This window comes from Micromonospora sp. NPDC005298, from assembly GCF_040607375.1.
Classification (GTDB): domain Bacteria; phylum Actinomycetota; class Actinomycetes; order Mycobacteriales; family Micromonosporaceae; genus Micromonospora.
Window position 1 is genome coordinate 219,681 of the sequence record NZ_JBEXGP010000005.1, and the last position, 23,446, is coordinate 243,126.

A 23,446-nucleotide genomic window follows, 5' to 3' on the forward strand; every position below is an offset into this window, starting at 1 on the left:
GTGGATCCGCCTCTCTCAGGTGGCCCGCACGGAGAGCGTCCGCCGGTAGCCGTAGATGGCAGCCGGGACGACCGTGAGGCTGTAGACGACGACGGCGACGAACGGCGCGGCCGAGAGTCCCAGCCAGTGCACGCCGAACACCTTGCCGACGATGGACAGTGGTAGGTAGAGCAGGTAACCGAAGAGCTGCGGGCGGACGACCCCGGCGGCGTTCTGCACCATGAAGCGCGGCGAGATCGCGGCCAGCACCAGCCACCAGCAGGCCAGGCCGACGAGCAGGGACCGGCTGCCGATGGGGACCGGAAGCCACGCCGCGAAGAACCGCTCGCCGTACACCACCAGGAAGGTCGACGGCAGCAGCGCGATGAGCGTGGAGACGACTGTCATCCGGCGGACGGTCCGGCGTACCCAGGCGAGGTCGCCGCGTGCCAGGGCCTCGCCGTGCATCGGCCACAGTGGCTGGTTGACGAGCGTGACGAGTGCGCCGAGCTGGGTGAACAGTTTGGCCGGCACCGCGTACGCCGTGACGCTGGCCAGGCCCAGGATGTGCGCGATGATCAGCGGGTCGGCGTTGTCGGCCAGCACCATCACCAGCGTCACCAGGAAGAACAGGCCGCCGAGCGCGAACAGGTCGCGGATTCCCCGACGGTCGACGAATCGCGGTCGGGGCGCCAGTTGCGGCAGGCGCCAGCCGAACGTCCACACCGTGTTGGCGACGTTGACCAGCAACGGGGAGATGGCGATGCTGGCGATCACCGCTATCGGGGGGAGCCCCGCGAACACCGCGCCGAGCGCGAGGGGGAGCGAGAGGCCGCTCGCGGCCGCCTGCCAGACGTTGCTGACGGCCACCTGCTGGTACGCGTACTGCACCCGGGCGACGAGCGACAACGGGATGTTGAGCAGGAAGGCGGTCAGGCAGATCAGGGCGACGAGGTGGGCGTCGCGCGCGGCCGTTCCGGTGGCGTTGAACAGCAGCGGCCACGGCACGAGTCCACCCAGCAGCCAGAGCAGGCCGCACGCCGGCAGCGCGATGCCGCAGACCGCCGCGTAGGCGCTGGAGACGTACCGCCGGGCCGTGTCCGAGTCGCCGTCCACCCGGCAGGCGGCGAGTCTGGTCATCAGGCCGAGGCCGACGCCCAGGTCGGCGAAGGCGACCATCCCGGTGACCGCGAGGACGGCCGCCCAGAGGCCGTACAGATCGGTGCCGAGGTAGGAGAGGGTCACCGGCAGGAGGAAGAGTGGTACGACAGCGCTGACCGCCCGGCTCAGTGCCGCGGTGGCGATCCAGGACAGCAGCCGGCGACCGCGACCGGGACTCGGGGCGGCGGGGGCGGCCGGCTGAGGCGGCTCGACCGTCTGGACGGCGAGCCCCGGCCCCGGCGACCCGGGGTCCGGCTGTTCCGGCCGCTCGAACCTGCCGTCGGGGGCCCGCAAAGTGTCGGTCCTATCGATCTCGGGGCGAGCGTCGCGAAGACGCGCCCGACGATGCGAGTGCCGCGGTGCGACATCGCTCTGGGTCCTCCCGGCATAACTGTCGGTGAGGGGATTTGGATGCGGACGCACCGGCCGTGCCCGGTCGCGGTCGATCAGTGCGACCGCACGGGTACGCCCAGCGGCCCGTGGACCGTCGGGTCGCTCGGCTGGGCGCTGAGCAGGGCGAGGTGCTGGATGACCTTCGCCGTGTCGTCGTACGGGTCGAGTCCGCTCACATCCGCCGGGTCGAGCGGCGGTACGGCCACGTGGGACACCAGGGGATGGAGCGGTCGGGCGTCGACCTCCCCGGCGCCGAGCAGGTCCTCGTGCAGCTTCTCTCCCGGGCGCAGGCCGGTGTAGACGATCGGCACCGTGCTCGACGCCTGCTCGGCCATCTGCCGGGCCAGGTCGGCGATGCGGACCGGCTCACCCATGTCCAGCACGAGCGCCTCGCCGTCGCGGCCGATCTCGGCGGCCTGGAGCACCAGGTGGACCGCCTCCTGCACGGTCATCAGGTAGCGGGTGACCTCGGGGTGCGTGACGGTCAGTGGCCTGCCGTCCTCGATCTGCCGCTGGAAGGCCGTCACCACCGAACCGCGGCTGCTCAACACGTTGCCGAACCGGACGCTCAGGAACGTCCCCGGGAACCGGGACGCGGCGTGCGCGGTCAGCCGCTCGGTGATCCGCTTGGAGTACCCGAGCACGCTCACCGGGTTGGCCGCCTTGTCGGTGGAGATGTTGACGAACCGGTCCACGTCCCGGCAGGCGTCCAGCACCGACAGGGTGCCCCACACGTTCGTCTGGACGGCCTCGCCGGGGTGCCGTTGCAGCAGCGTCAGGTGCTTGAGCGCCGCCGCGTGCAGGATGATCTCCGGCCGTCGCTCCCTGATGATCCGCCGGATGCCCTCGTCGTCCCGCAGGTCGGCGAGGATCAGCTCGGGGCCGTCCAGCAGTGCCCGTCCGGCGAGCGACATCTGGAGGCCGTGCAGGGCCGACTCGTCGCGGTCCAGCATCATCAGCTCACCCGGGTCGGCCTTCAACACCTGGCGGCAGAGTTCGGAGCCGATCGAGCCGCCCGCGCCGGTGACCAGGACCCGCCGTCCGGCCAGGCTGTTCGTACCCAGGGGCAGGTCGCCGACCACCTGGCGGCGTCCGAGCAGGTCGCTGATCTGCACGTCCCGCACGTCGGTGACGGTGATCCGGTGGTCGACCAGGTCGCGTACCGGGGGGAGCACCTTGAACACCGCGTCCGCCGCCAGGGTGGCCTCGCGGATCTGACGGATCAGCGCGGCGTCGGCGTTCGCCACCGAGAAGATGACAGCCTTCGCGCCGGTGCGTCGCACGGCCCGCCCGACGTCGTGCCGCCCGCCGAGCACCCGTACGCCCCGGATGCGCAGGTCGCGCTTGTCGGGGTCGTCGTCGAGGGCTCCCACCGGCAGGTACCGGCCGCGCGGATCGCCGAGCAGGGCGCGCAGCAGCTCCTGTCCGGCGTCGCCGATCCCGAACAGCAGCACCGGTGTCGAGGAGCGGACGTCCGGGCGCAGGGACAGGTCCCGCCGGTTCCGGTACGCGAACCGGGCGCCGAGCATCAGGAGCAGGGCGAGTGCGCCGCCGACCAGCGGGGTGCTCGCCGGGATCGGCCGGTGGCCGCTGGGCAGCAGGCCGAGCAGGACGATGGCGGCGGTCGTGATGGCGGTGCCGGCGACACCCTGGACCTCCTGGAGGCTGCCCAGCGGGTGACGTCCGGAGTAGAGCCGGCGTACCGCCGCCACCGCCACGTGCACGATCGCGGCGAGGACGCCGATCGCCGCGGCCCGGCCCAGCTGGCCCGGGGGGAGGTGGAACTCGAACCGGGTCCAGGCGGCGGCGACGAAACCGCCGATCCAGGCGGTGGTGTCGGTGGCGAGGAAGGCGACGGCGCGGCGGCGTGCCCTGGCTCGTCGCGTCTGCCGCTGCGCGTGGTCCGTGTGCTCGGTGTCCTGCGGCATGTCTGGCTCCCTGCCCGTCTTTCCGACTGCTTCCGCCGTGCCTGGCAGAAGGGCGTACCGCGCCCTTTGTCCTTGTTACAGGCAGACTCATCCTTGGTAACCGTTTTTCGGGTATTGGCGCGATTTCCTGCCTGTCCCGGGGGAACCGGGCAGGCCGGACCGCCTCTCATCGCCACCTGATCGGCCCACGTCCCGTGCCAGTTCGGCTTCGGCCCGACGTCGACGCGGCGGCTACCCGCCGGCCCGCAGGGCGAGGAACTCGTCGATGGCGGCGAACACCCGGGCGGTCTGCGGATCGGTCAGGGCGCTCCCGCTGGGCAGGGTGACGCCGTCGGCGAAGAGTCGTTCCGCCGCGCCGGTGAGCAGGCACTCCGCTCCGAGGTGCATGGGCTGGAGATGCATCGGCTTCCACACCGGTCGGGTCTCGATGTTCCGCTCGGCCAGGTGGATCGCCAGGTCGTCGGCCGTCCAACCGCACCGGTCCCGCTCGACCGTGATGACGGTGAGCCAGCAGTTGGAGCCGGTGTCCTCGGCGTTGAGCAGCCGTACCCCCGGCACCGGCGCGAAGAGTTTGGCGTAGCTGTCACGCAGTCGGCGGCGTCGGGCGATCATCGTGTCCAGCCGGACCAGCTGGGCCCGGCCGAGTGCCGCGAGGAGGTTGCTGAGCCGGTAGTTGTAGCCCGTCTCGCGGTGCTCGTAGTGTCGTGCCGGTTCGCGGGCCTGGGTGGCCAGGTGGCGAGCCCGTGCCAGGAGCGCGGTGTCGTCGGACACCAGCATCCCGCCGCCGGAGGTGGTCATGATCTTGTTGCCGTTGAAGGAGAGCACGCCCACCTCCCCGAACGATCCGGCGGCCCGTCCGGCGTGGCTGGCGCCGAGCGCCTCCGCGGCGTCCTCCACCACCGGCACGCCGGCCTCGGCGCAGATCGGGATCAGGGCGCCGTAGTCGACGCAACTGCCGAACATGTCCACCGGGACGATCGCGCCCACCCGCTCACCCCGCGACCGCAGCCGCCGGATCAGTCCGTCGACGAGGTCGACGTCCACGTTGCCGGTCCGGGGGTCGCAGTCCACGAAGACCGGGCGCGCGCCGATGTACCGGACGGCGTTCGCCGTGGCGACGAAGGTGAGCGTGGGCACGATGACCACGTCGTCCGGCCCGACACCGACGCCCAGCAGGGCCAGGTGCAGGGCGGCGGTCCCCGAGTTGACGGCCACGGCGCCGTCGGTGCCGACCCGTCGCGCGATCGCCCGCTCGAACGCCTCCAGGTCCGGACCGACAGGCGCGGCCCACCCGGAGCGCAGGGCGGCGATCAGGTACGACTCCTCGAGCGGCCCGACGTCGGGTGGTGACAGGTGCACGGTGTCGGTCACGAGGCCGCCCGGCGCCGGTACGACGACTGGACATTTCCAGACATGCGGACAAACAGCATGACCGATCAACTCGACGCATCCGTCGCCGGACACGGCCGCGCCGGGGCCTTTCCTCGCCGGTCGAGTGGTCCGGGCGGGCGTTCACGCCGTCGCCAGGGCCGGTCACCCGCGCGGCGATTGCCAGATTTGTCGGTATTTCTCGGATTTCGGCAATACGCGCAAGTCGTCGAATTTACACTTCGGACCGCGTGATCAACCATCGACAGTGGAGACGGAGACAGCGTTGTTGAGCATGGTGCGCGGCGTGGCGAACGCCCTGCGGGACCGGCGGGCCGCAGCCCGTGACCCGGAGGCGTTCGCCCGGTCCCTCGGGGTCGACCTGCGCGGGCGGGTCCGGTTCTACGGCATCGACCGCGCGATGTTCGGCTCCGAACCGTGGCTCGTCTCTCTCGGAGACAACGTCTACGTCACCGCCGGAGTCCAGTTCATCACCCACGACGGCGGCACGCTCATCCTGCGCCGGGAGGTGCCCGATCTCGAGTGGACCGCGCCGATCACCATCGGGGACGACGTCTACCTCGGGGTACGGACGACCATCCTGCCCGGCGTGACGATCGGCGACCGATGCATCATCGGCGCCGGCTCGGTGGTCACCCGGGACATCCCGGCCAACAGTGTCGCGGCCGGCGTTCCGGCCCGGGTGATCCGCAGCGTCGACGACTACCTCGACCGGATGCGCGCCCGGTCGCTGGGGTGCGGGCACCTGCCGGCCGCCGAGAAGGCCGCGGTGATCCGTCAGATCTACGGGGTACCCCAGCAGGTCGGTGCCGGCCGGGCGGGATTCTGATGCGGGTGGCGGCCGGCCGGCCCGGTGCCGTCGTCGGCCCGGTGGTCCGGGCGCTGCACCGGCTCGCGGACACCGGTGCCCGCCTGCGCCGGGCCGTCCGGGGTCTCGCCCTCGCCAACCGGTTCGCCGCTCGGGGAGACAACTTCACCTTTGACCCCGACGGCGTCTACACCTGCGAGACGATCGAGGTCGGACACAACGTGGACCTCGGCTACCGGCCGATCCTGATGGCGGCCCGAGGGCGGATCCGGATCGGTGACAACGTCATGTTCGGTCCCGAGGTGACCATCCGCGGCGGCAACCACCGCATCGACCAGGTCGGCGTGCCGATGATCGCGGTCAGGAAGAAGCCCGGCGACGAGAGCCACGACCGGGGTGTGACCATCGGGGACGACGTCTGGGTCGGCACCCGCGCGGTGATCCTGCACGGCGTGACCATCGGCCGGGGCGCGGTGATCGGCGCCGGGGCGGTCGTCACCCGGTCCGTTCCGCCGTACGCCGTGGCGGCCGGCAACCCGGCCCGGGTGCTCCGGCTGCGGTGGCCACTGGAGACCATCCGGGACCACGAGCGGCAGCTCTACCCGCCCCGGCGGCGGCTGACCTCCGCCGAGCTGGCCGGGCTGGCCGAGCTGCCGACGCCCGAGCTGCCGACAGCCGAGCTGCCGACGTCTGAGTCGCCGACGTCTGCGCTGCCGACGTCCGGGCCGCGCGTGACGCCCGTGACGAAGTCGCTGACCAGCGGCGTCCAGGCGCGGTAGTCGAAGCAGCGCGCCCGGTCCCGGGCCGCCCGACTCATCGCCCGCCAGGCCGGGTCGTCGAGCAGCAGCGCCCGTTCCAGGCCGCGCCGTACGTCGTCCGCCCCGGAGCCGTCGAGCACGATGCCCTCACGGCCGTCCACGATGTACCGGCGCAGGTCACTCGTGTGGTTGAGCAGCACCGGGCAGCCGGCGGCCAGACTCTCCGGCACCTTGGACGGGAAACCCGCCTGCGCGTACCCGGCCGGCGGGCGGACCAGCACCGAGAAGTGCGCCCGGCGCAGCTCGGCGAGCACCCGGTCGCGGGGCACCCGACCGAGGAAGCGCACCTGGTCGTCGAGGTCGTCCGGGCTGCTCGCGTCCAGGTCGGAGAGGCTGCCGGCCGCGTCCCGACTGACGCCCGCGATCACCAGGCGTACCCGGGAGCGGTCCTCGGGCGCGAGGCGACGGATGCCCTCCAGCACCACGGCCAGTTGGTCCTTGGCGCCGGCGGAGCCCGCGTAGAGCAGCCGGAGTCCGTCGTCGAGTGAGGGTGGCGCGGGGTCGTCGTAGTCGGCGCAGTCCACCTGGGGCGGTACCACGAGTGTCGCGCGGCCCCGGCCGACGAAGTGCCGCTCCAGCGTCTCGGAGATGGCGATGACCCGGTCGGCGAGCCGGCCGGCCAGGAAGAACGCCCAGCGGTGCCGGACGAAGTACGGCGTCAGCCAGCCCCGGGGGAACTGCTCCCGGTCGTGTCGTTCGAGCACGTCAACGGTCACCGGGCAGCGGACCGCGGTGCGCAGCACCAGCCAGGTGGACAGGTTCCACAGGCTGAGCGGCAGGTGCACCCCGGCGAGGGCGTCCGGTCGGACGCCCGCCGCGCGCAGGCCGGCGAGCACCCGCAGCGGGCGGGTGTACCGGTGCAGCCAGCGGCCCGCCATCCCGCCGCCGACGCGGCGACGGGGCAGCGTGATCAGCCGGACGCCGCAGGGCAGCTCCGGGCTCTCCGGCGGACACGACCCGTCGTCCGGCCAGTCGTTCACCACCAGGGTCGTCCCTCCCGGCGGGGTGGCCGAGCGGGCCAGTTGCAGCAGGCGGTTGGACATCGCGTCCCCGTGCGGAAACCGGTAGGCGGCCACCGCCAGCACCTGTGGCGTCGCGGTGGGTCGCGGTGCCGGGGTCAGGTCCGTCGTCGTGGTGGGCTCGCCCACGGTCCGCCCCCCTCGAGAGAGATTCGGGTTGTTCAGCCGTTATGGCCGTTTAGTCTAGGCAATCGTGGGTGATCGGAGACCGCTCGCGCCCTCGTGTCGGACCGGAAGCCTCGAACGCTTTCAGTAGCGATATGACTACACACAGCAACCAGGGCCATCGGACCTTCGTTGTACCGGGTGACCAGTCGACGGCGCGCGGAGGCGGCAACGGCATGCGACGACCGACCACCGACCAGGCCCCCGTCGCCGGGCGACCCGGTCTGGTCGTCGTCGACCGGCCGGCGGCCGAGAGTCCACCGGTCCCGCCGCCCACCCGGAGGTCCCGCGGCCGTGTGCTCGCCGGCGGCATCGTGTCCGCACTGGCCGGCAAGATGGTCGGCCTGGCCGCGCCACTGCTGATCACCCCGCTGGCCTTCCGCAGCCTCGGCGCGGAGCGGTACGGCCTCTGGATGGCGGTCACCTCCCTCACCGGCATGGCGCTCTTCGCCGACTTCGGTCTCGGCAACGGGCTGCTGACCCGGCTCGCGAGGTTGCGCGGCACCGGCGAACGGCAGCCGGCGGCCCGCGAGGTCTCCAGCGCGTACGCGCTGCTGGGCGCGCTGTCCGTACTCCTGGCGGCGGTGCTGGTCGCGACCCTGTGGTGGGTGCCCTGGCCGGCGCTGCTGAACGCCACGGACCCGGCGGTGGCCGGCGACGCCCGGGCGGTGGTGCTGCTCTGCTTCGGCGCCTTCCTGGTCAACATCCCACTCGCCCTCATCCAGCGGGTCCAGTACGCCCACCAGCAGGTGGCCCAGAGCAACCTCTGGCAGGCCGGCGGCAGCCTCGTCTCGGTCGCCCTCGTCTACGCGGCGGTCACCGGTGGGGCCGGTCCCGTGCCGGTCATCGCCGCGGCGGTGCTCGCGGTCCCGGCGGTCAACCTGGCCAACTCGGTCTGTTATTTCGCCTGGCAGGACCGGGACCTGCGGCCCCGCCCGCGGCACGTGCGCGCGACGGCGGCCCGAGGGCTGCTCCGGCTGGGCGTCCGGTTCTTCCTGCTCTCGGTGCTCTCGTCGGTGGTGCTCAACCTGGACGGCTTCCTGGTCAGCCGGGTCCTCGGGCTGCCCGCCGCCGCCACGTACGCGGTGGTGCTGCGGATGTTCGCCCTGCTGACGCTCTTCGTCACGCTGGTGAACCTGCCGCTCTGGCCGGCCAACGGCGAGGCGCTGGCCCGCGGTGACCTGGCCTGGGTGCGGCGCGTCACCCGCCGGATGGTCTGCCTGTCCGCCGGCGTCGTCGCCCTGCCGGCGATCGTGCTCGTGCTGGTCGGCAACGACGTGCTGCGGCTCTGGGTGCGCGCCACCGACCTTCCGCCGGTGTCGCCCACGCTCTTCGCCGGGCTCGCCGCCTGGTCGCTGCTGCTGGCCGTCGCGGCTCCACTGTTCATGGTGCAGAACAGCGTCGGTCTGCTCCGGCCCCAGTTCGTCGGTTGGGCGGGCTGCCTGCTACTGGCCGTACCCCTGAAGATCGTGCTGGCCAACCGGGTGGGCCTGAGCGGGGTGGCGCTCGCCTCGGCCGTGACCTACGGGCTCACGGTCCTGCCGGCCGCCGTGGTCGGCTACCGCCGGGTGCTGGCCGGCGGATCGTCCCGGCCGGCCGCGACCGCGACGGACGTGACGTCGTGACGGGTCGGGGTGCGGCGCGTCGGCGTCACCTGGCCGCCGACGCCGCCGTTACCACCCGGGGTGTGGTCCGCACACCCGGACCGGCTCGCCGTCGAGCCCTGCCGGAACGAGAGGTCATGCAGCGTCTCCCCGCACGCGGCACCCGACGCCTGCCGGCGTCGGTCGGAGTCACCCCGTGAGCCGGCCGGTGGTGGTGCAGCACTCGGCCGGCACCCCGGGTGCCAACGGCCCACTGACGGCCGTGCGGCGGGTGCTTGACTCACCGCTGGCCGACAGGTACGAGTTCGTGCGGATGCACCAGCACGAGGGCAACGGCAGCCTGAACGTGCCGCTGCTGCGCGAGTGGGTACGCCTGCTGCGACAGGTCCGCCCCGACCTCGTGCACGTGCGGGGCCTGCAGAACGAGGGTTTCCACGGCGTGCTCGCCGCCCGCCTCGCCGGCTGCCGCCGGATCCTGGTCACCGTGCACGGCACCGTCCGCGACCTGCGCCAGTCCGGCCGGCCCTGGCGTCGCCGGCTGCTCGTGCACGGGGCCGAACCCGCCACGCTGCGGATGGCCAGCCACGTCGGCACCGTCTGCGAGTACGCGGCCCGGCGGGACTTCCTCCGCGACCTGGGCGGGAGGTTCGTCGGGGTGATCCCCAACGGGGTGCCGCTGCCGGCGCACCCCCGCGCGTCCCGGGACCGGGTCCGCGCCGAGCTGGGCCTGTGCCCCGACGACGTGGCCATGATCGCGGTGTCCCGGCTGACCTGGGAGAAGGGCTACGGCGTCCTCGCCGACGCGCTGCGCCGGCTGCCCCCGTCCACGGTCCGCCGGCCGCACCGGCCCGCCGCCCGCCGGGTGTTGCTGGTCGCCGGCGACGGCCCGGACCGGGACGGGGTCGCCGCGGCCCTGGCCGACACCGGAGACGTCGAGGTGCGCCTGCTCGGCAACCGCCTCGACGTGCCGGACCTGCTCGGCGCGGCGGACCTCTTCGTCTTCCCGACCCTGCACGAGAACCTCTCCAACGCGCTGCTGGAAGCCATGGCCCACGGGCTGCCGGTCGTCGCGTCGGCGGTCGGCGGCAACGTGGAGGTGCTGCGGTCCGGCGGTGGCCGGCTGGTGCCGGCCGGCGATCCGGACGCGCTGGCCGGGGCGCTCTCGCCGTTGCTCGACGACTCCGCCGAGCGGCTGCACGTGGGTGAGCTGGGCCGCAAGGTGGTGGCCGAGAGCTACAGCCTCGACGTCATGCTCGGCTCACTCGACCGGGTCTACCAGCGGATCATCCGGACGTGAGCAGGGTGCGCCAGCGCAGCCCTCGGGTCACCCTGCTGGGTTTCACCGTGCCGGACGACGTCCTGGCCGAGATCATCGCCCGGGACACCATCATGCCCACCCAGACGCACACGTTCGCCTGGGGCCTGGTCCGCAGCCTGCGCGCCGCCGACTGTCCCGTGCACCTGCTGTCCGCCGCCCCGGTGTCCACCTGGCCGGGCAACCGTCAGGTGCGCTTCCGCCCCGGACGGTTCCGACAGGACGACGTGGACGGTCACCTGCTGGCGTTCGTCAACCTGCTCGGCCTCAAGCACCTCACCCGGTTCGGGGCGGCCTGGCGTACCGGGAGCCGGGAGCTGCGGGAGCAGGCCACCGACGTGCTGCTCGTCCACGGCGTGCACTCGCCGTTCCTGTGGTTCGGTGTGCTGCGGGCCCGGCGGCGCGGCGTCCGGGTGGTGCCGGTGCTCACCGACCCGCCGGGTGTCGCGCTGCCCACCGACGGCCGGCTGGTCCGGCTGCTGCGCGGGCTCGACGTGGCGCTGGTCCGGGCCGCGCTGGCCCGCTGCGCCGGGGTGATCGCGCTGACGCCCGCGCTCGCCGACGACTTCGCCCCCGGCCGGCCCCGGCTGGTGATGGAGGGCATCTGCGTCGCCGGGCCGGCCATCGTCGCCGAGCCCTCGCCGGTGGAGACCCGGGACGTCGTCTACGCCGGCGGCCTGAGCCGCGCCTACGGCGTCGACCGGCTCGTCGAGGCGTTCCGTGGGCTGCCCGGTGACGACCTGCGGCTGTGCGTGTACGGGCGCGGCGAGCTGGAGGGATGGCTGCGCGGGCAGGCCGCCGTGGACCCGCGCATCGCGCCCCCGGAACTGCTGCCCCGGGCCGAGCTGCTGCCCCGGCTGTCCCGGGCGAGCGTGCTGGTGAACCCCCGCCCGGTGGACCAGGACTTCGTCCGGTGGTCGTTCCCCTCCAAGATCATCGAATATCTGGCCACCGGCGTGCCGGTGGTGAGCACCCGCCTACCGGGCATCCCGGCGGACTACACCCCCTGGCTGGCCTTCGCCGAGCCGGACACCGTCGACGGGCTGCGGACGGCCCTGGCCGGGGTGTTGAGCCTGCCGCGGCACGAGGCCCGCGAGCGCGGCGCCGGTGGCGCCCGGTTCGTGCGGGAGACCCGCGAACCGGTGGCCCAGGGGCGCCGGATGCACGACTTCCTCGCCGACCTGTGCGGGCTCACCGACGGGCGGGACGCCCCGGCCGACGTGCCGGCGTCCGCCCCCGACCGGGTCGGCTGACCCGGGGCTACCAGGTCGGCGCGGGCCCGCTCGGCGTGCCGGGTCGGCACGGCCCGTTCAGCGCACCAGGCCCATCGGTGGCCGTGCCGGGCGGGTGCTCGGCACCACCGGCGGCGTCTCGACGGGCCGGTCGAGCAGCGCCACCGGCAGTCGGGACCACAGGGCCAGCATCAGCCACGCCACCGGCGAGATCTCCCAGTGCCCGCTGAGCCAGATCGGCGTCCACGCGACGATCAGCGCGCCGACCAGCATCCCGTGCCGGCGACCCAGACCGGGTGCCGCGTCCCGGATGAGCAGGCCGATCACCGCGGCGAACAGCGCGATCCCGATCAGGCCCAGGTCGTTGCCGAGGGTGAGCAGCAACGAGTGGGCGCCGACCCCGTAGTACGGGTTGGTGCTCGGAAACGCGCCGACGCCGATGCCGACCAGCGGCGAGTCCCAGAACGACGCCTCGGCCACCGGCCAGATCGCCAGCCGCCCGGAGAGGTCGTCCAGGGGGCGGTCGAACACGTTCGCCAGCCACTGTGGCTGGTAGCGGGTCAGGTGTCCGAACGGTACGAGTGTCAGCAGGACGGCCGAGGCGGCGACGGCGAAGGCCCAGGTCCGTCCGGCCAGCCGGTCCACGACCAGGTACGCCGCGACGGCGGCCAACGCGATCTGGCTGGCGCGCGTTCCGGTGAGCATCGTCGCGTACCCGAACAGCGGCAGCAGCAGCCAGAGCGCCGCGCGGACCGGGCGGGGGCCGACCCGCGCCACCATCAGCAGGACGGTGACCAGGACGGCGGTGACCAGGCAGTACGCCGTGTAGTTGACGCCCACGCCCTCCAGCGAGACGCGCAGCGCCGTCGCGTCCAGTCGGCTGGCCCGGATCAGTTGGACCGCCGTCCATCCCGCGCCGGCGAGGTAGGCGCCGGCGACCAGCAGCAGGCGACGCCGGCTGGACAGCACGTGCCGGGCGGCGATCAGCAGCAGGGCGACGGTCCACCACGCACGCACCGCGGTCTGGCTGCTCTCGACGTCGCGGCTCCACATCAGCGTGGCGGTGGCCCAGCAGCAGATCAGGATCGCCAGGTAGTCCGCCGGACCGGTGCGGGGAATCCGACCGCTGGTCAGCAGCGCGGCGGCGGCGAGCCAGAGCCCGCCCTGGTAGACCAGGTTCGGGCTGACCGTGCCGAGGACGGCGGCGAGGCAGATCGGTAGCACGCTGACCTCCGCCAGGTTCCACCGGCTGCCGGGCGGCGTCGCGGGGCCGTCCGGCCGGAGCCGACCGGTCAGCGGGGCGGGCGTGACGCCTCCCGAGCGTCGCGGCGGCTGCTCCACGATGGACCGCGCTGCGCCGTACCCCTGAGCCACGGGCTCTCCTCCTGCCGAGCGGTGCTCCGGTCGGCGGGCGCCGGACCGTGCCGCAGACGAGCCTAGGTGGAGATCGAGGGAGGTACCTGTCCTTTACCGATAAATCGGGCAATTCACGCAGGGCGTCGGCCGCGCCCCCGCGCCGCGGCCTTGCTCAACATGTCCTCGATCTGGTCGACACCCACCCGCATCGACATCCGGTCCAGGTAGAGCTGACGACCCCGGCGGCCCATCGCGAGCCGCTGCTCGGCGGGCACCCCGGCCGCGGCGACGAACTGGTCGGCCAACGCCCGCCAGTCGTCCGGCGGACAGACCAGGCCGGCCCCAGCGGCGCCCACCAGCCGGGCGGCGTCGCCGTCCGCCGACATCAGCACCGGCACCCCGCAGGCGAGGGCCGCCTGCAACTTCGACGGCACCGTCCCGCGCAGCCACGGCAGGTCCCGCAGCATGACCAACTGGTAGTCGGCGGCGGCGTACAGCGCGGCCATCTCCGCCGCCGGACGCCGACCGAGGAACCGGACGTTCGCCGCGCCCAGGGCGTCGGCCAGCTTGCGGGCCTGCTCCGCGCCCAAGCCGGTGCCCACGAAGACCAGATCCACAGCGTCCGGCGCGGCCGCCGCCGCCCGGATCGCCACGTCCACGCCCTGCAACAACCCCAGGTTGCCGGCGAACATCACGGTGACCCGTCCCCGGTGGCCGATCGCCGTACGGGCCGCGTCGGTGCACGGCACCGGCCGGAACAGCGCCTCGTCGGTCCAGTTGAACACGGTGCGTACCGACCCCGGGTCGACGCCGCGCTCGACCACCTGCTCCGCCATCGCGGGAGCGATCACCGCGATGCCGGCGCAGGAGTGGTAGATCCGCCGCATCGCCCCGGTGAGGACCGCGTCCAACGCCCTGCCCGCCAGCCCCGCCGGCGCCATCCCCGACTGGGTCACCGACTCCGGCCACAGGTCCTGCACGTGCAGCACCGCCGGTACGCCCCGCAGCAGGCGCAGCAGCCCGGCGGCGGCGTACGAGGTGGGCGGCGGGTGGTAGACGTAGAGCGCGTCGACGTCGCGCAGGTGCCGCGGGGCAGCCAGGGCGCTGGTCGCCGCGAACGACAGGTAGCTCACCGCACGGCGCAGGCCCGAACGGTCGTGGCTCGGGTACGCGGGCACCCGCCGTACGGCCACCGGGCCGTCGGTGTCGTGGTGGTTCCACCGCTGCCGCCAGCCCGGGTAGGTCCGGCCGAGCGGCAGGCTCGGGAACGTGGTCAGCACCCGCACCTCGTGCCCGCGCCGGGCCAGCTCGCCAGCCAGTTGCCCCGGCACGAAGGTGTTCTCCGGCGGGTACCACTGACTGATCAGTCCGATTCGCATCTCCGGCACTCCCGTTCCGACTCGCCCATCAGGGCTGACAACTGACGGAACGGATCGGAGGACACGCGCCACGCCGGTCCGACGCGCGTGACCTGGGTCGACAGCGCTCGTTGTGCCACTGGCGGCCGCCGCTGGGCCGCCGCCGACCGGCCGAAGGGGAGACCTCGTGAAGGTAGTGGTGACCGGGGGAGCCGGATTCATCGGCGCCAACCTGGTGCGGGCGCTCGACGAGACCCCCCAGGTGACCGAGATCGTGGTCGTCGACGACCTCTCCACCGGCCTGCTGGACAACCTGCACGACCAACCGGTCCGGCTGTACCAGGGCACCGTGCTCGACCCCGACCTGCTCGACGAGGCGGTCACCGGCGCGTCCAGCGTCGTGCACCTGGGCGCCCTCGGCTCGGTGCCGCGCTCCATCGACCGGCCGCTGCCCAGCCACCACGCCAACGCCACAGGCACGCTGATGGTGCTGGAGGCCGCCCGCCGACACGGGGTGCCGCAGGTGATCCTCTCCTCGTCCTCGTCGGTGTACGGCGCCAACCCGGTGCTGCCCCGGCAGGAAGGGCTCCGCCCGATCCCGGTCTCCCCGTACGCGGTCTCCAAACTGGCCGCCGAGGCGTACGCGGTCGCCTACGCCTCCTGCTACGGCATGGGCGTGCTGCCGTTCCGCTTCTTCAACGTCTTCGGCCCCCGCCAGGCGGCGCACCACGCGTACGCCGCCGTGCTGCCCCGGTTCGTCACGGCAGCGCTCGCCGGTGAGCCGCTGCGGGTGCACGGTGACGGCCGGCAGACCCGCGACTTCACGTTCGTCGGCACCGTCACCTCGGTGCTCGTCGACGCGATCGTCCGCCGGGTGTCCACCACCGACGTGGTGAACCTGGCCTTCGGCGCGCGGATCTCCCTGCTCGACCTGATCGCCGAACTGGAGGACATCATGGGCCGGCCGTTGCCCGTGGTGCACGAGCCGCCGCGCCCCGGCGACGTACGGGACTCGCAGGCCGACTGCGCCCGGCTGCGGGAGCTGTTCCCGTCGGTGCGGCCGGTGCCGCTGCGTACCGGCCTGGAGCGCACGGTGTCCTGGATGTCCGGTCGCGTGCTCACCGGCCAGTAGGCCGCGGGATGTCGTCCGGGGTCGCCGAACGGACCCGGCGGGCCGGCCCGGCCGGCGCGAGTCGCAGCCACCGGCTGGTGTCGGGTGTCACCACCGCGCTGCTGAGCCGGGTGGCCGGTTTCGTCGTCCCGATCGTGCTGGTGCCGGTGACGCTTCCCTACTTCGGCAACGACCTGTACGGCCTGTGGATGGCGGTCGCCTCGCTGGCCGGCATGGCGGCCTTCGCCGACCTGGGTCTGGGCAGCGGGCTGATGACGAAACTGGCCCCCTGCTACGCGCACGGCGACACCGCACGGGCCCGCCGCTACGTCTCCAGCGCGTACCTGACCCTCACGGTGCTGGCGTTCGGGCTCACCGGGCTGCTCTGGCTGACCGCCGGCGCCGTGCCGTGGTCGGCGCTGTTCAACGTGACCGGGCAGGTCACCCCGGAACAGACCCGGATGATCTCGCTGATCTGCCTCACCGCGTTCGCGCTGAACGTGCCGCTGTCCCTGATCGCCCGCGTCCAGTACGCCTACCAGCAGGTCGGGCGGAGCAACGTGTGGCAGACCGCCGGCAGCCTCGCCGCGCTCGCCGCCGTCCTCGGGGTGGTCTGGGCCGACCTGTCACCGCTACTGGTGGTCGCGGTGTCGGTGGCCACGCCGCTGCTGGTCAACCTGCTCAACACGCTCTGGTTCTTCGGCCGGCAGGAGCCGGGGATCCGACCGACGCCGAGAGCGGTCGACGCCCGCGCGGCAGTGGAGCTGACCCGGCTCAGCGGGTTGTTCTTCGTGCTCACGGTGGTCATCTCGTTCGCCACGAACGCCGACACGCTGATCATCGCGCACGCGCTGGGCCTGTCCGCGGTGGCCGGGTACGTGGTGCCGGCGAAGCTGCTGTCCCAGCTCGGCCAGCTCGTCGTCCTGGTCAACGTGCCGCTCTGGCCGGCCAACGGCGAGGCCCTTGCCCAGGGGCACCTGGACTGGGTGCGGCGTACGACCCGCCGGATGACCGTGCTGTCGGTGCTCGCAGCCGGCCTGCCCGCCGCCGTGCTCGTGGCGTTCGGCGACCGGCTCTTCGCGGCCTGGCTGCCGGTGCCGATGGGCGACGACCGTTGGCTGCTCGCGGGGCTCGGTGTCTGGTGGCTGCTCCAGGCCGCGCTGTCGCCCCGGTTCATGGTGCAGAACGCCGACGGGGTCATCGTCCCGCAACTCGTCGGCTGGGCGGCGTTCCTGGTGCTGTCGGCGCTCGGCAAGTGGTACGCGGCCGACCGGGTGGGCGTCGCCGCCGTGCCCTGGGTCGGCGCCCTGGGTTACGCGCTGACCGTCGTGCCGGCCGCGCTGTACGGATATCACCGGACGTTGCGCCGGCACCGCCGCCCGGCCACCGAGACCGAGGGAGTCGTCGCCCATGTCGTCCGTTGAGGAGTTCCCCCGTGTCCTGGTGGTGAGCGCCGCCGTCTTCGACCGCTCCACCGGCACCGGCATCACCCTGTCGAACCTGTTTGCCGGCTGGCCCCCCGACCGCCTCGCCCAGCTGTACACCGAGGACGCCAGCCCGGGTGCGGAGGTCGGCGGCACGTTCGCCCGGTTCGCCCCGCGCAACGCGCCCGTCGAGTACCACCTGTTCCGCCTCCGGCAGCGCACCCGCCGTCCCGACCCGGCCCGCGTCGCGACGGCCGAGGCGGTCGACCCGCTGCCCGGCCCGGTGCGCGCCCGGCTGCGTTCGCAACTGCGGGCCTTCGTCGACCTCAGCCCGGTCCGCGTCCCCGTCGACGTTCGCGGCTGGCTGCGGGAGCAGCGGCCGGACGTGGTGTACGCGACGCTCGGCAGCATCCGGATGATGCGCCTGGCGGTGACCGCCGCGCAGGAGTGCGACGCGCCGCTGGTGCCGCACTTCATGGACGACTGGCCCAGCACCCTGTACGCGAACGGGCAGGTGCTCGGTGTGCCCCGGCTCGCCGTCCTGGCCGGGGTCCGGGAGGTGCTGCGGCACTCGTCGTACGGGATGGGGATCAGCGAGGCGATGGCCCGCGAGTTCGAGCGCCGGTACGGGCTGCCGTTCGCCGCGTTCGGCAACTGTGTGGCCCCGTCCGACTTCGCCGACCCCGACGGGCCGGGGCCGGCGCGTCCGGCGGACGGCCCTGTCGAGCTCGTCTACGTGGGTGGGCTGCACCTGGACCGGTGGCGTTCGCTGCGCCGGATCGGCGAGGTGGTGCAGCGGCTGGTGGAGCGGGGCACACCGGCGCGACTGACCGTGCACGCCCCGGCGCGGGACCTCGGCCCGTACGGGGACGTCTTCGCCGGCCTGCCGGCGGTCCGGATGGGCCGGTCGTTGGCGCCCGGCGAGGTGCCCGGGGTGCTGCGGCGGGCCGACGTGTTGGTGCACGTCGAGGCGTTCGCCGAGGAGCACCGGCGGTACACCCGCTACTCGCTGTCCACGAAGATCCCGCAGTACCTGGCGGCGGGCCGACCGGTGCTCGGGTTCGGGCCCGCCGAGCTGGCCTCGATGGCGCACCTGTCCGAGGCCGACGCCGGCATGGTCGTCGGTGTCGACGACGAGGTGGCCCTGACCGAGGCCGTCGGCACGCTCTGCGCCGACGCCGAGCTGCGGGACCGGCTGGGCCGGCGGGGCCTGGCGTACGCGGTGCGGCACCACCGCACGGACCGGGTGGCCGCCCGGTTCGCCGAGGTGCTGCGGGAGGCCGCCCGCCGCCGGGTGGCCCGGCCGCCGGCGCCCCGCTCCGGTTCGGGGACGACGCTTGAGGGCGTCGACGCCGGCTGACCGGCGGGACGCCGGGTGAGCGGCGTAGGAACCGGGTCAGCGGCGCAGGAACCGGCCCGCGCCGGCCATCGGGACGAGTGACGCCCGGCGCAGGAACGATCGGCCGTGCCGGGGCGCGACGCCCCGCGCCGGACCCCAGATGCCGGGAAGCGCGGTGAGCAGGCCGAGGGCCAGCCAGAAGCCCAGCGCGGTCTCCCACTGCCCGGTCAGCCAGATCGGCAGCATGGCGGCGGTGAAGGCGCAGGCCAGCAGCAACGCCGTCCGACCGGTGCGGGCGGCGGTGACAAGCGCCGCGGCCATCGTGCCGAAGTAGAGCAGCACCCCGACCAGCCCCAGGTCGTTGCCGACGGTGAGCAGCAGGTTGTGCGGCCCGATCTCGAACGGGTTGGTGGAGATGAACACCCCCGCACCGGAGCCGGTCAGCGGCGACTCCCACCACGTCGACAGGGCGTACGGCCAGATGGAGAGCCGACCGGAGATGTCGCCGGTGGGACGCCCGTACAGCCCGTCGAGCCAGAGCATCTCGTTCTGCGGTGTCATCCCGAACGGCACCACCAGTACCGCGATGGCGGCGATCCCGGCGACGGTGACGCCGGTCAGCCGGGGCAGCAGGTGCGCCGCCAGCGCGGCGAGCAGCCCGAGCAGCACGCCGATGGCCGCGCCACGCGAGCCGGTGAGCAGCACCGCGTACCCGAGCAGGGCGACGAGCCCCAGCGGCGCCAGCCGCAGCGACCGCCGGTGGGCGCCGGCCACGGCGAGCGCCAGGGCCAGCACCACCCCGACCGCCAGGGTGTACGCGGTGAGGTTCACCTCCCTGCCGTCGATGCCGTAGCGGTGCGCGAAGAGCAGCACGTCGCCCTGCGACCGCGCGCCGGCGACCACCTCGACGGCGACGACGACGCAGCCGGCGAGGTAGGCCCAGCCGACCAGCAGCAGGTCGCGTCGGGCCCGGACGACGTGCCGGCAGGCCACCAGGAGCAGGCAGACCGAGATGTACCGGTAGGCGGCGGGCAGGGTGAGGTCGGTACGGCTGCTCCAGAGCACGCTGGCGGCGGCCCAGAACGCGAGGAGCAGCGCGAACGTGTCGACGCCGCGCAGTCGGGGCAGCCGAGCGGTGAGCCCGATCGCCAGCAGGGCCAGCGGTGCGGCGTAGTTGAACGACCACCACGGTGGGCGTGCGGCCATGAAGGCGATCACGCCGAGCACCAGGACGGCGGGGAGGCTGCCGCCGGGTTGGTGTGGGCGGGGTCGGGGGCGCGGGGCGGCGGCCGGTCGCTGCCCGACGGGCGCCGGGTCCACCCGGCCGACGAGCTGCGGGGGGCGCCGGGCCGTTCCGGTGCGCGGCGGCGCCGCCGTCACCGGATGAGCCCGGGGTACGCGGTCGGCGCGCGGCCTGGCGGGGGAGGGAGCGGCACGGAACCGTTTGTATCAGGTGAAGAACGGCGAAGTAGCGAATTAGCCGACAAACACGGACCTTTTCCCCGCAATTTTGTGACGCCTGCGACTTGTTTGGGGTGTTTGGGCTAAACGCGTATCCCGCCATGTCGGCCTTCGTTGACCCGGGTGCCGCAACCGGTGGGGCTTTCGCCTGGCCACCGGCAGATCGGCGCCCGCGCGGCAGCGTGCAGCGCTGCGTCCGGGCTGGCGGGTGACAACCGCCCGTCGGATGACGAACGGGAGAACCAATGAGCGTGATGACCGCGGGCCGCCGGGTGCTGATCACCGGCGGGACCGGATCCTTTGGACAGACCATGGCCCGACGCCTGCTCGACCGGGACGTCGCCGAGGTGCGGATCCTCAGCCGGGACGAGGCCAAGCAGGAGGCCATGCGCCGGTCCCTCGGCGACGAACGGGTGCGCTACCACGTCGGCGACGTCCGCGACGTCGACACCGTGCTGCGGGCCACCCGGGGCGTCGACTTCGTCTTCCACGCGGCGGCGCTCAAGCAGGTGCCGTCCTGCGAGTTCTTCCCCCTCGAAGCGGTGCGCACCAACATCCTCGGCAGCGGCAACGTCGTCGAGGCCGCCGCCCACAACGGGGTCAGCTCGGTGGTGGTGCTCAGCACCGACAAGGCGGTCTACCCGGTGAACGCGATGGGCATGAGCAAGGCCCTGATGGAGAAGGTCGCCCAGGCGTACGCCCGGAACAACCCGAACAGCGCCACCACCGTCTCCTGCGTCCGGTACGGCAACGTCATGTACTCGCGCGGCTCGGTGATCCCGCTCTTCATCGAGCAGATCAAGGCCGGCCGCGCGCCCACCGTCACCGACCCGGGCATGACCCGCTTCCTCATGTCGCTCGCCGACTCGGTCGACCTGGTCGAGCACGCCTTCCACCACGCCCGCCCCGGCGACGTGTTCATCCGCAAGGCCGCCGCCTGCACCATCAGCGACCTCGCCGAGGCCATCTGCCAGCTCTTCGACGTGCCGTTCAAGCTGGAGGTCATCGGCGTACGGCACAGCGAGAAGTGGCACGAGACCCTCGCGAGCCGCGAGGAGCTGGCCCAGGCCGACGACTTCGGCGACTTCTTCCGGGTGCCGCTCGACGCACGGGACCTCAACTACGCGCTCTACGTCTCCGAGGGCGAACTGGGCGAGGTGCCGCACGAGGACTTCAACTCGGCCAACGCCACCCGGCTCGGCGTACCCGAGGTGGTGGAGCTGCTCAGGACGCTGCCGGAGATCCGGGCGGAGCTGGCGCTGCGCGACCCGGTGCTGGCGTGCTGAGCCTCGCCGTCACCGGCGCCGGCGGGTTCCTCGGCTGGCACGTGCGGGTCCTGCTACGGGCCCTCGGCTGGCCCGAGCCGACCGTGCTGACCCGCGCCGACCTCGCCGACCCGGCCGTGGTCGCCCGCAAGATCGCCGGCGTGGACCGGGTGCTGCACCTCGCCGGGGTCAACCGGGGTGAGCCCGCCGACGTGGCCGCCGGCAACGTCCAGCTCGCCGCCCAGCTCGCCAACGGCCTGCGCGCCTGCCCGGACCCGCCCATCGGCGTGGTCTTCGCGAACTCGGTGCAGGCCGGCAACGGCACCCCCTACGGCGACGCGAAGGCCACCGCCGCCAGCATCCTCGCCGACACCGGCGTGCCGCTCGACGACCTGCTGCTGCCCAACCTGTACGGCGAGCACGGCCGGCCCTGGTACAACTCGGCGGTCGCCACGTTCTGCCGGGTGCTCGCCGAGGGCGGCCAACCCGAGGTGCACGCCGACCGTGAGATGGACCTGGTGCACGTCACCGACGCCGCGGCCCGGCTGGCCGGCGTCGCGGCGGGCGGCTCCTGGGACCCGGCGATGCCGGCGCTGCGGACCGGGGTCCGTGCCCTCGCCGACCAGCTCGCCTCGTACGCGGACATCTACCGCACCGGCGAGATCCCGCCGCTGCGCGACAGGCACGACGTACGGCTGTTCAACACCTACCGGTCGCACTGCTTCCCGGCGCACTACCCGCTGGCCCTGCCCACCCGGTCCGACGCCAGGGGCGCGCTCGTCGAGACGGTGAAGACGCACGGGGGAGCGGGGCAGACGTTCTGCTCCACCACCCGGCCCGGCATCACCCGCGGCGAACACTTCCACCTGGCCAAGGTGGAACGGTTCGTGGTGCTGCGCGGCACCGCCGAGATCAGCCTGCGCCGGATCGGCGACACCGACGTCGTCCGCTTCCCGGTCGGCGGCGACGAACCGGTCGTGATCGACATGCCGACCATGTGGGCGCACAACATCACCAACACCGGCCAGGACGAGCTGCTCACCCTCTTCTGGACCAACGAGCTGTTCGACCCGGAACGGCCCGACACGTGGCCGGAGCCGGTCGGGCACGAGCACCGGGTGCCGGCCGGCGTCCGGTGAGTGACCTGCGGAGGGAGACCACATGACCCGGGTGATGACCGTCGTCGGCACCCGTCCCGAGATCATCCGACTGTCCCGGGTGCTCAGCCGGCTCGACGACACCGTCGACCACGTGCTGGTGCACACCGGACAGAACTGGGACGCCACCCTCTCCGACGTGTTCTTCACCGAGCTGCGCCTGCGGCAACCCGACCGGTTCCTGCGGGTCGACACCTCGTCGCTGGGCCGGGTGCTCGGCGGGGTCCTCGTCGGCATGGAGGCGGCGATCGCCGAGGTGCGGCCGGACGCGCTGCTCGTGCTCGGTGACACCAACAGCTGCATCGCCGCGCTGATGGCCCGCCGGATGCGGGTGCCGGTCTACCACATGGAGGCCGGCAACCGCTGCTTCGACCTGAACGTGCCGGAGGAGACGAACCGGCGGCTGGTCGACCACGTGGCCGACTTCAACCTGGTCTACACCGAACACGCCCGACGCAACCTGCTCGCCGAGGGCCTGCACCCGCGCCGGATCCTGCACACCGGCTCGCCGATGCGCGAGGTGCTGGAGCACTACCGGGCACCGATCGCCAGCTCCACCATCCTGCGTCAGCTGGAACTCGATCGGGGCGGCTACTTCCTGGTCAGCGCGCACCGGGAGGAGAACGTCGACCGGCCCGACCGGCTCCAGCGACTGCTGGACTGCCTCGTCGCGGTCCGCGACCGGTGGGGTCTGCCGGTGCTGGTCTCCACCCACCCGCGTACCCGTAAGCGGTTGGAGGCGTTGGCGCCGGACGCCACCGCGCTGGACGGCATCGCCTTCCACGAGCCGTTCGGCCTGCTCGACTACGTGCACCTGCAGACCAGGGCGTACTGCACGTTGTCGGACAGCGGGACGATCAGCGAGGAGGCGGCGATCCTCGGTTTCCCGGCGGTGACCCTGCGCGAGTCGATCGAACGCCCCGAGGCGCTCGACGCCGGCGGCATCATCATGACCGGCCTCGACCCGCAGGGCGTGGTGGAGGCCGTCGAGGTGACCGTGGCGCAGGTCGCCGCGCAGGGCGTGCCCTGCCCGGTCGACTACCAGGTGCCGGACACCTCCCGGCGGGTGGTCGACTTCATCCTCTCCACCGTGCGGCGCCACCACGACTGGGCCGGCATCCGGCACTGACACGCACGGGCGGTCGGTGGTCCGGCGGGACCGGC

Annotated in this window: 17 protein-coding genes and 1 pseudogene; 11 read left to right on the top strand and 7 right to left on the bottom strand. The window is 73.2% G+C overall.

All coding sequences use genetic code 11. The features are described from left to right. Nucleotides 1-15: 15 nt before the first annotated feature. From ABZS77_RS13050 to ABZS77_RS13060, 3 genes are all read right to left on the bottom strand, one after another. On the bottom strand, nucleotides 16-1,434 hold the full coding sequence (locus tag ABZS77_RS13050; RefSeq protein WP_354821850.1) for an oligosaccharide flippase family protein: 1,419 nt from the start codon (nucleotides 1,432-1,434) through the stop codon (nucleotides 16-18). Between the two features lie 152 nt (nucleotides 1,435-1,586). After that, a complete protein-coding gene (locus ABZS77_RS13055) occupies nucleotides 1,587-3,461 on the bottom strand; it encodes a polysaccharide biosynthesis protein (protein WP_354821853.1) in 1,875 nt (624 codons plus the stop codon). Nucleotides 3,462-3,692: 231 nt separating this feature from the next. Beyond that, nucleotides 3,693-4,832, bottom strand: coding sequence for an aminotransferase class I/II-fold pyridoxal phosphate-dependent enzyme (locus tag ABZS77_RS13060; protein ID WP_354821856.1), 1,140 nt, complete (start codon nucleotides 4,830-4,832; stop codon nucleotides 3,693-3,695). A 265-nt stretch (nucleotides 4,833-5,097) separates the two neighbouring features. Between ABZS77_RS13060 and ABZS77_RS13065 the strand changes: the two genes are divergently transcribed. Then, a complete protein-coding gene (locus ABZS77_RS13065; protein ID WP_354821859.1) occupies nucleotides 5,098-5,679 on the top strand; it encodes a DapH/DapD/GlmU-related protein in 582 nt (193 codons plus the stop codon). Then, nucleotides 5,679-6,437 carry an acyltransferase gene (locus tag ABZS77_RS13070; RefSeq protein ID WP_354821862.1) on the top strand — a complete coding sequence of 253 codons (759 nt, stop codon included), beginning with the start codon at nucleotides 5,679-5,681 and terminating at the stop codon, nucleotides 6,435-6,437. The genes ABZS77_RS13065 and ABZS77_RS13070 overlap by 1 nt, the downstream gene beginning before the upstream one ends. Before the next feature lie 20 nt (nucleotides 6,438-6,457). Here the strand turns inward: ABZS77_RS13070 and ABZS77_RS13075 are convergent. Next, nucleotides 6,458-7,519: pseudogene (locus ABZS77_RS13075) on the bottom strand (glycosyltransferase); the annotation flags it as partial. Between the two features lie 317 nt (nucleotides 7,520-7,836). Between ABZS77_RS13075 and ABZS77_RS13080 the strand changes: the two are divergent. From ABZS77_RS13080 to ABZS77_RS13090, 3 genes are all read left to right on the top strand, one after another. After that, nucleotides 7,837-9,285, top strand: coding sequence for a lipopolysaccharide biosynthesis protein (locus tag ABZS77_RS13080; protein WP_354821865.1), 1,449 nt, complete (start codon nucleotides 7,837-7,839; stop codon nucleotides 9,283-9,285). A 175-nt stretch (nucleotides 9,286-9,460) separates the two neighbouring features. Continuing rightward, entirely contained in the window at nucleotides 9,461-10,561 is a 1,101-nt protein-coding gene (locus ABZS77_RS13085) for a glycosyltransferase family 4 protein (RefSeq protein ID WP_354821868.1), read from the top strand. After that, nucleotides 10,558-11,832, top strand: a complete 1,275-nt coding sequence (locus ABZS77_RS13090) for a glycosyltransferase (protein WP_354821871.1) — start codon at nucleotides 10,558-10,560, stop codon at nucleotides 11,830-11,832. The genes ABZS77_RS13085 and ABZS77_RS13090 overlap by 4 nt, the downstream gene beginning before the upstream one ends. A gap of 57 nt (nucleotides 11,833-11,889) precedes the next feature. Here ABZS77_RS13090 and ABZS77_RS13095 read toward each other — a convergent pair whose 3' ends face one another. Continuing rightward, on the bottom strand, nucleotides 11,890-13,185 hold the full coding sequence (locus ABZS77_RS13095) for an O-antigen ligase family protein (RefSeq protein WP_354821874.1): 1,296 nt from the start codon (nucleotides 13,183-13,185) through the stop codon (nucleotides 11,890-11,892). A 113-nt stretch (nucleotides 13,186-13,298) separates the two neighbouring features. Beyond that, nucleotides 13,299-14,546, bottom strand: a complete 1,248-nt coding sequence (locus ABZS77_RS13100) for a glycosyltransferase family 4 protein (protein ID WP_354821877.1) — start codon at nucleotides 14,544-14,546, stop codon at nucleotides 13,299-13,301. Nucleotides 14,547-14,712: 166 nt separating this feature from the next. On the opposite strand from ABZS77_RS13100, the gene ABZS77_RS13105 reads away from it, so the two are divergent. From ABZS77_RS13105 to ABZS77_RS13115, 3 genes are read left to right on the top strand one after another with little or no spacing between them, the layout of a single operon-like run. Continuing rightward, a complete protein-coding gene (locus tag ABZS77_RS13105) occupies nucleotides 14,713-15,657 on the top strand; it encodes an NAD-dependent epimerase/dehydratase family protein (RefSeq protein WP_354821880.1) in 945 nt (314 codons plus the stop codon). 8 nt (nucleotides 15,658-15,665) lie between these two features. Continuing rightward, nucleotides 15,666-17,060 (top strand): oligosaccharide flippase family protein, encoded by a 1,395-nt coding sequence (locus tag ABZS77_RS13110; protein WP_354821883.1) that lies wholly within the window; start codon nucleotides 15,666-15,668, stop codon nucleotides 17,058-17,060. Beyond that, nucleotides 17,047-18,420 carry a glycosyl transferase family 1 gene (locus tag ABZS77_RS13115; protein ID WP_354821886.1) on the top strand — a complete coding sequence of 458 codons (1,374 nt, stop codon included), beginning with the start codon at nucleotides 17,047-17,049 and terminating at the stop codon, nucleotides 18,418-18,420. Before ABZS77_RS13110 ends, ABZS77_RS13115 begins: the two co-directional genes overlap by 14 nt. A gap of 36 nt (nucleotides 18,421-18,456) precedes the next feature. Here ABZS77_RS13115 and ABZS77_RS13120 read toward each other — a convergent pair whose 3' ends face one another. Continuing rightward, nucleotides 18,457-19,779 (bottom strand): O-antigen ligase family protein, encoded by a 1,323-nt coding sequence (locus tag ABZS77_RS13120; RefSeq protein WP_354821889.1) that lies wholly within the window; start codon nucleotides 19,777-19,779, stop codon nucleotides 18,457-18,459. A 326-nt stretch (nucleotides 19,780-20,105) separates the two neighbouring features. Between ABZS77_RS13120 and ABZS77_RS13125 the strand changes: the two genes are divergently transcribed. From ABZS77_RS13125 to wecB, 3 genes are read left to right on the top strand one after another with little or no spacing between them, the layout of a single operon-like run. Next, nucleotides 20,106-21,146 carry a polysaccharide biosynthesis protein gene (locus tag ABZS77_RS13125; protein ID WP_354821892.1) on the top strand — a complete coding sequence of 347 codons (1,041 nt, stop codon included), beginning with the start codon at nucleotides 20,106-20,108 and terminating at the stop codon, nucleotides 21,144-21,146. Next, a complete protein-coding gene (locus ABZS77_RS13130) occupies nucleotides 21,140-22,264 on the top strand; it encodes an NAD-dependent epimerase/dehydratase family protein (protein ID WP_354821895.1) in 1,125 nt (374 codons plus the stop codon). Before ABZS77_RS13125 ends, ABZS77_RS13130 begins: the two co-directional genes overlap by 7 nt. A 22-nt stretch (nucleotides 22,265-22,286) precedes the next feature. Beyond that, nucleotides 22,287-23,411 (top strand): UDP-N-acetylglucosamine 2-epimerase (non-hydrolyzing), encoded by a 1,125-nt coding sequence (gene wecB, locus ABZS77_RS13135; protein WP_354821898.1) that lies wholly within the window; start codon nucleotides 22,287-22,289, stop codon nucleotides 23,409-23,411. Nucleotides 23,412-23,446 lie beyond the last annotated feature (35 nt).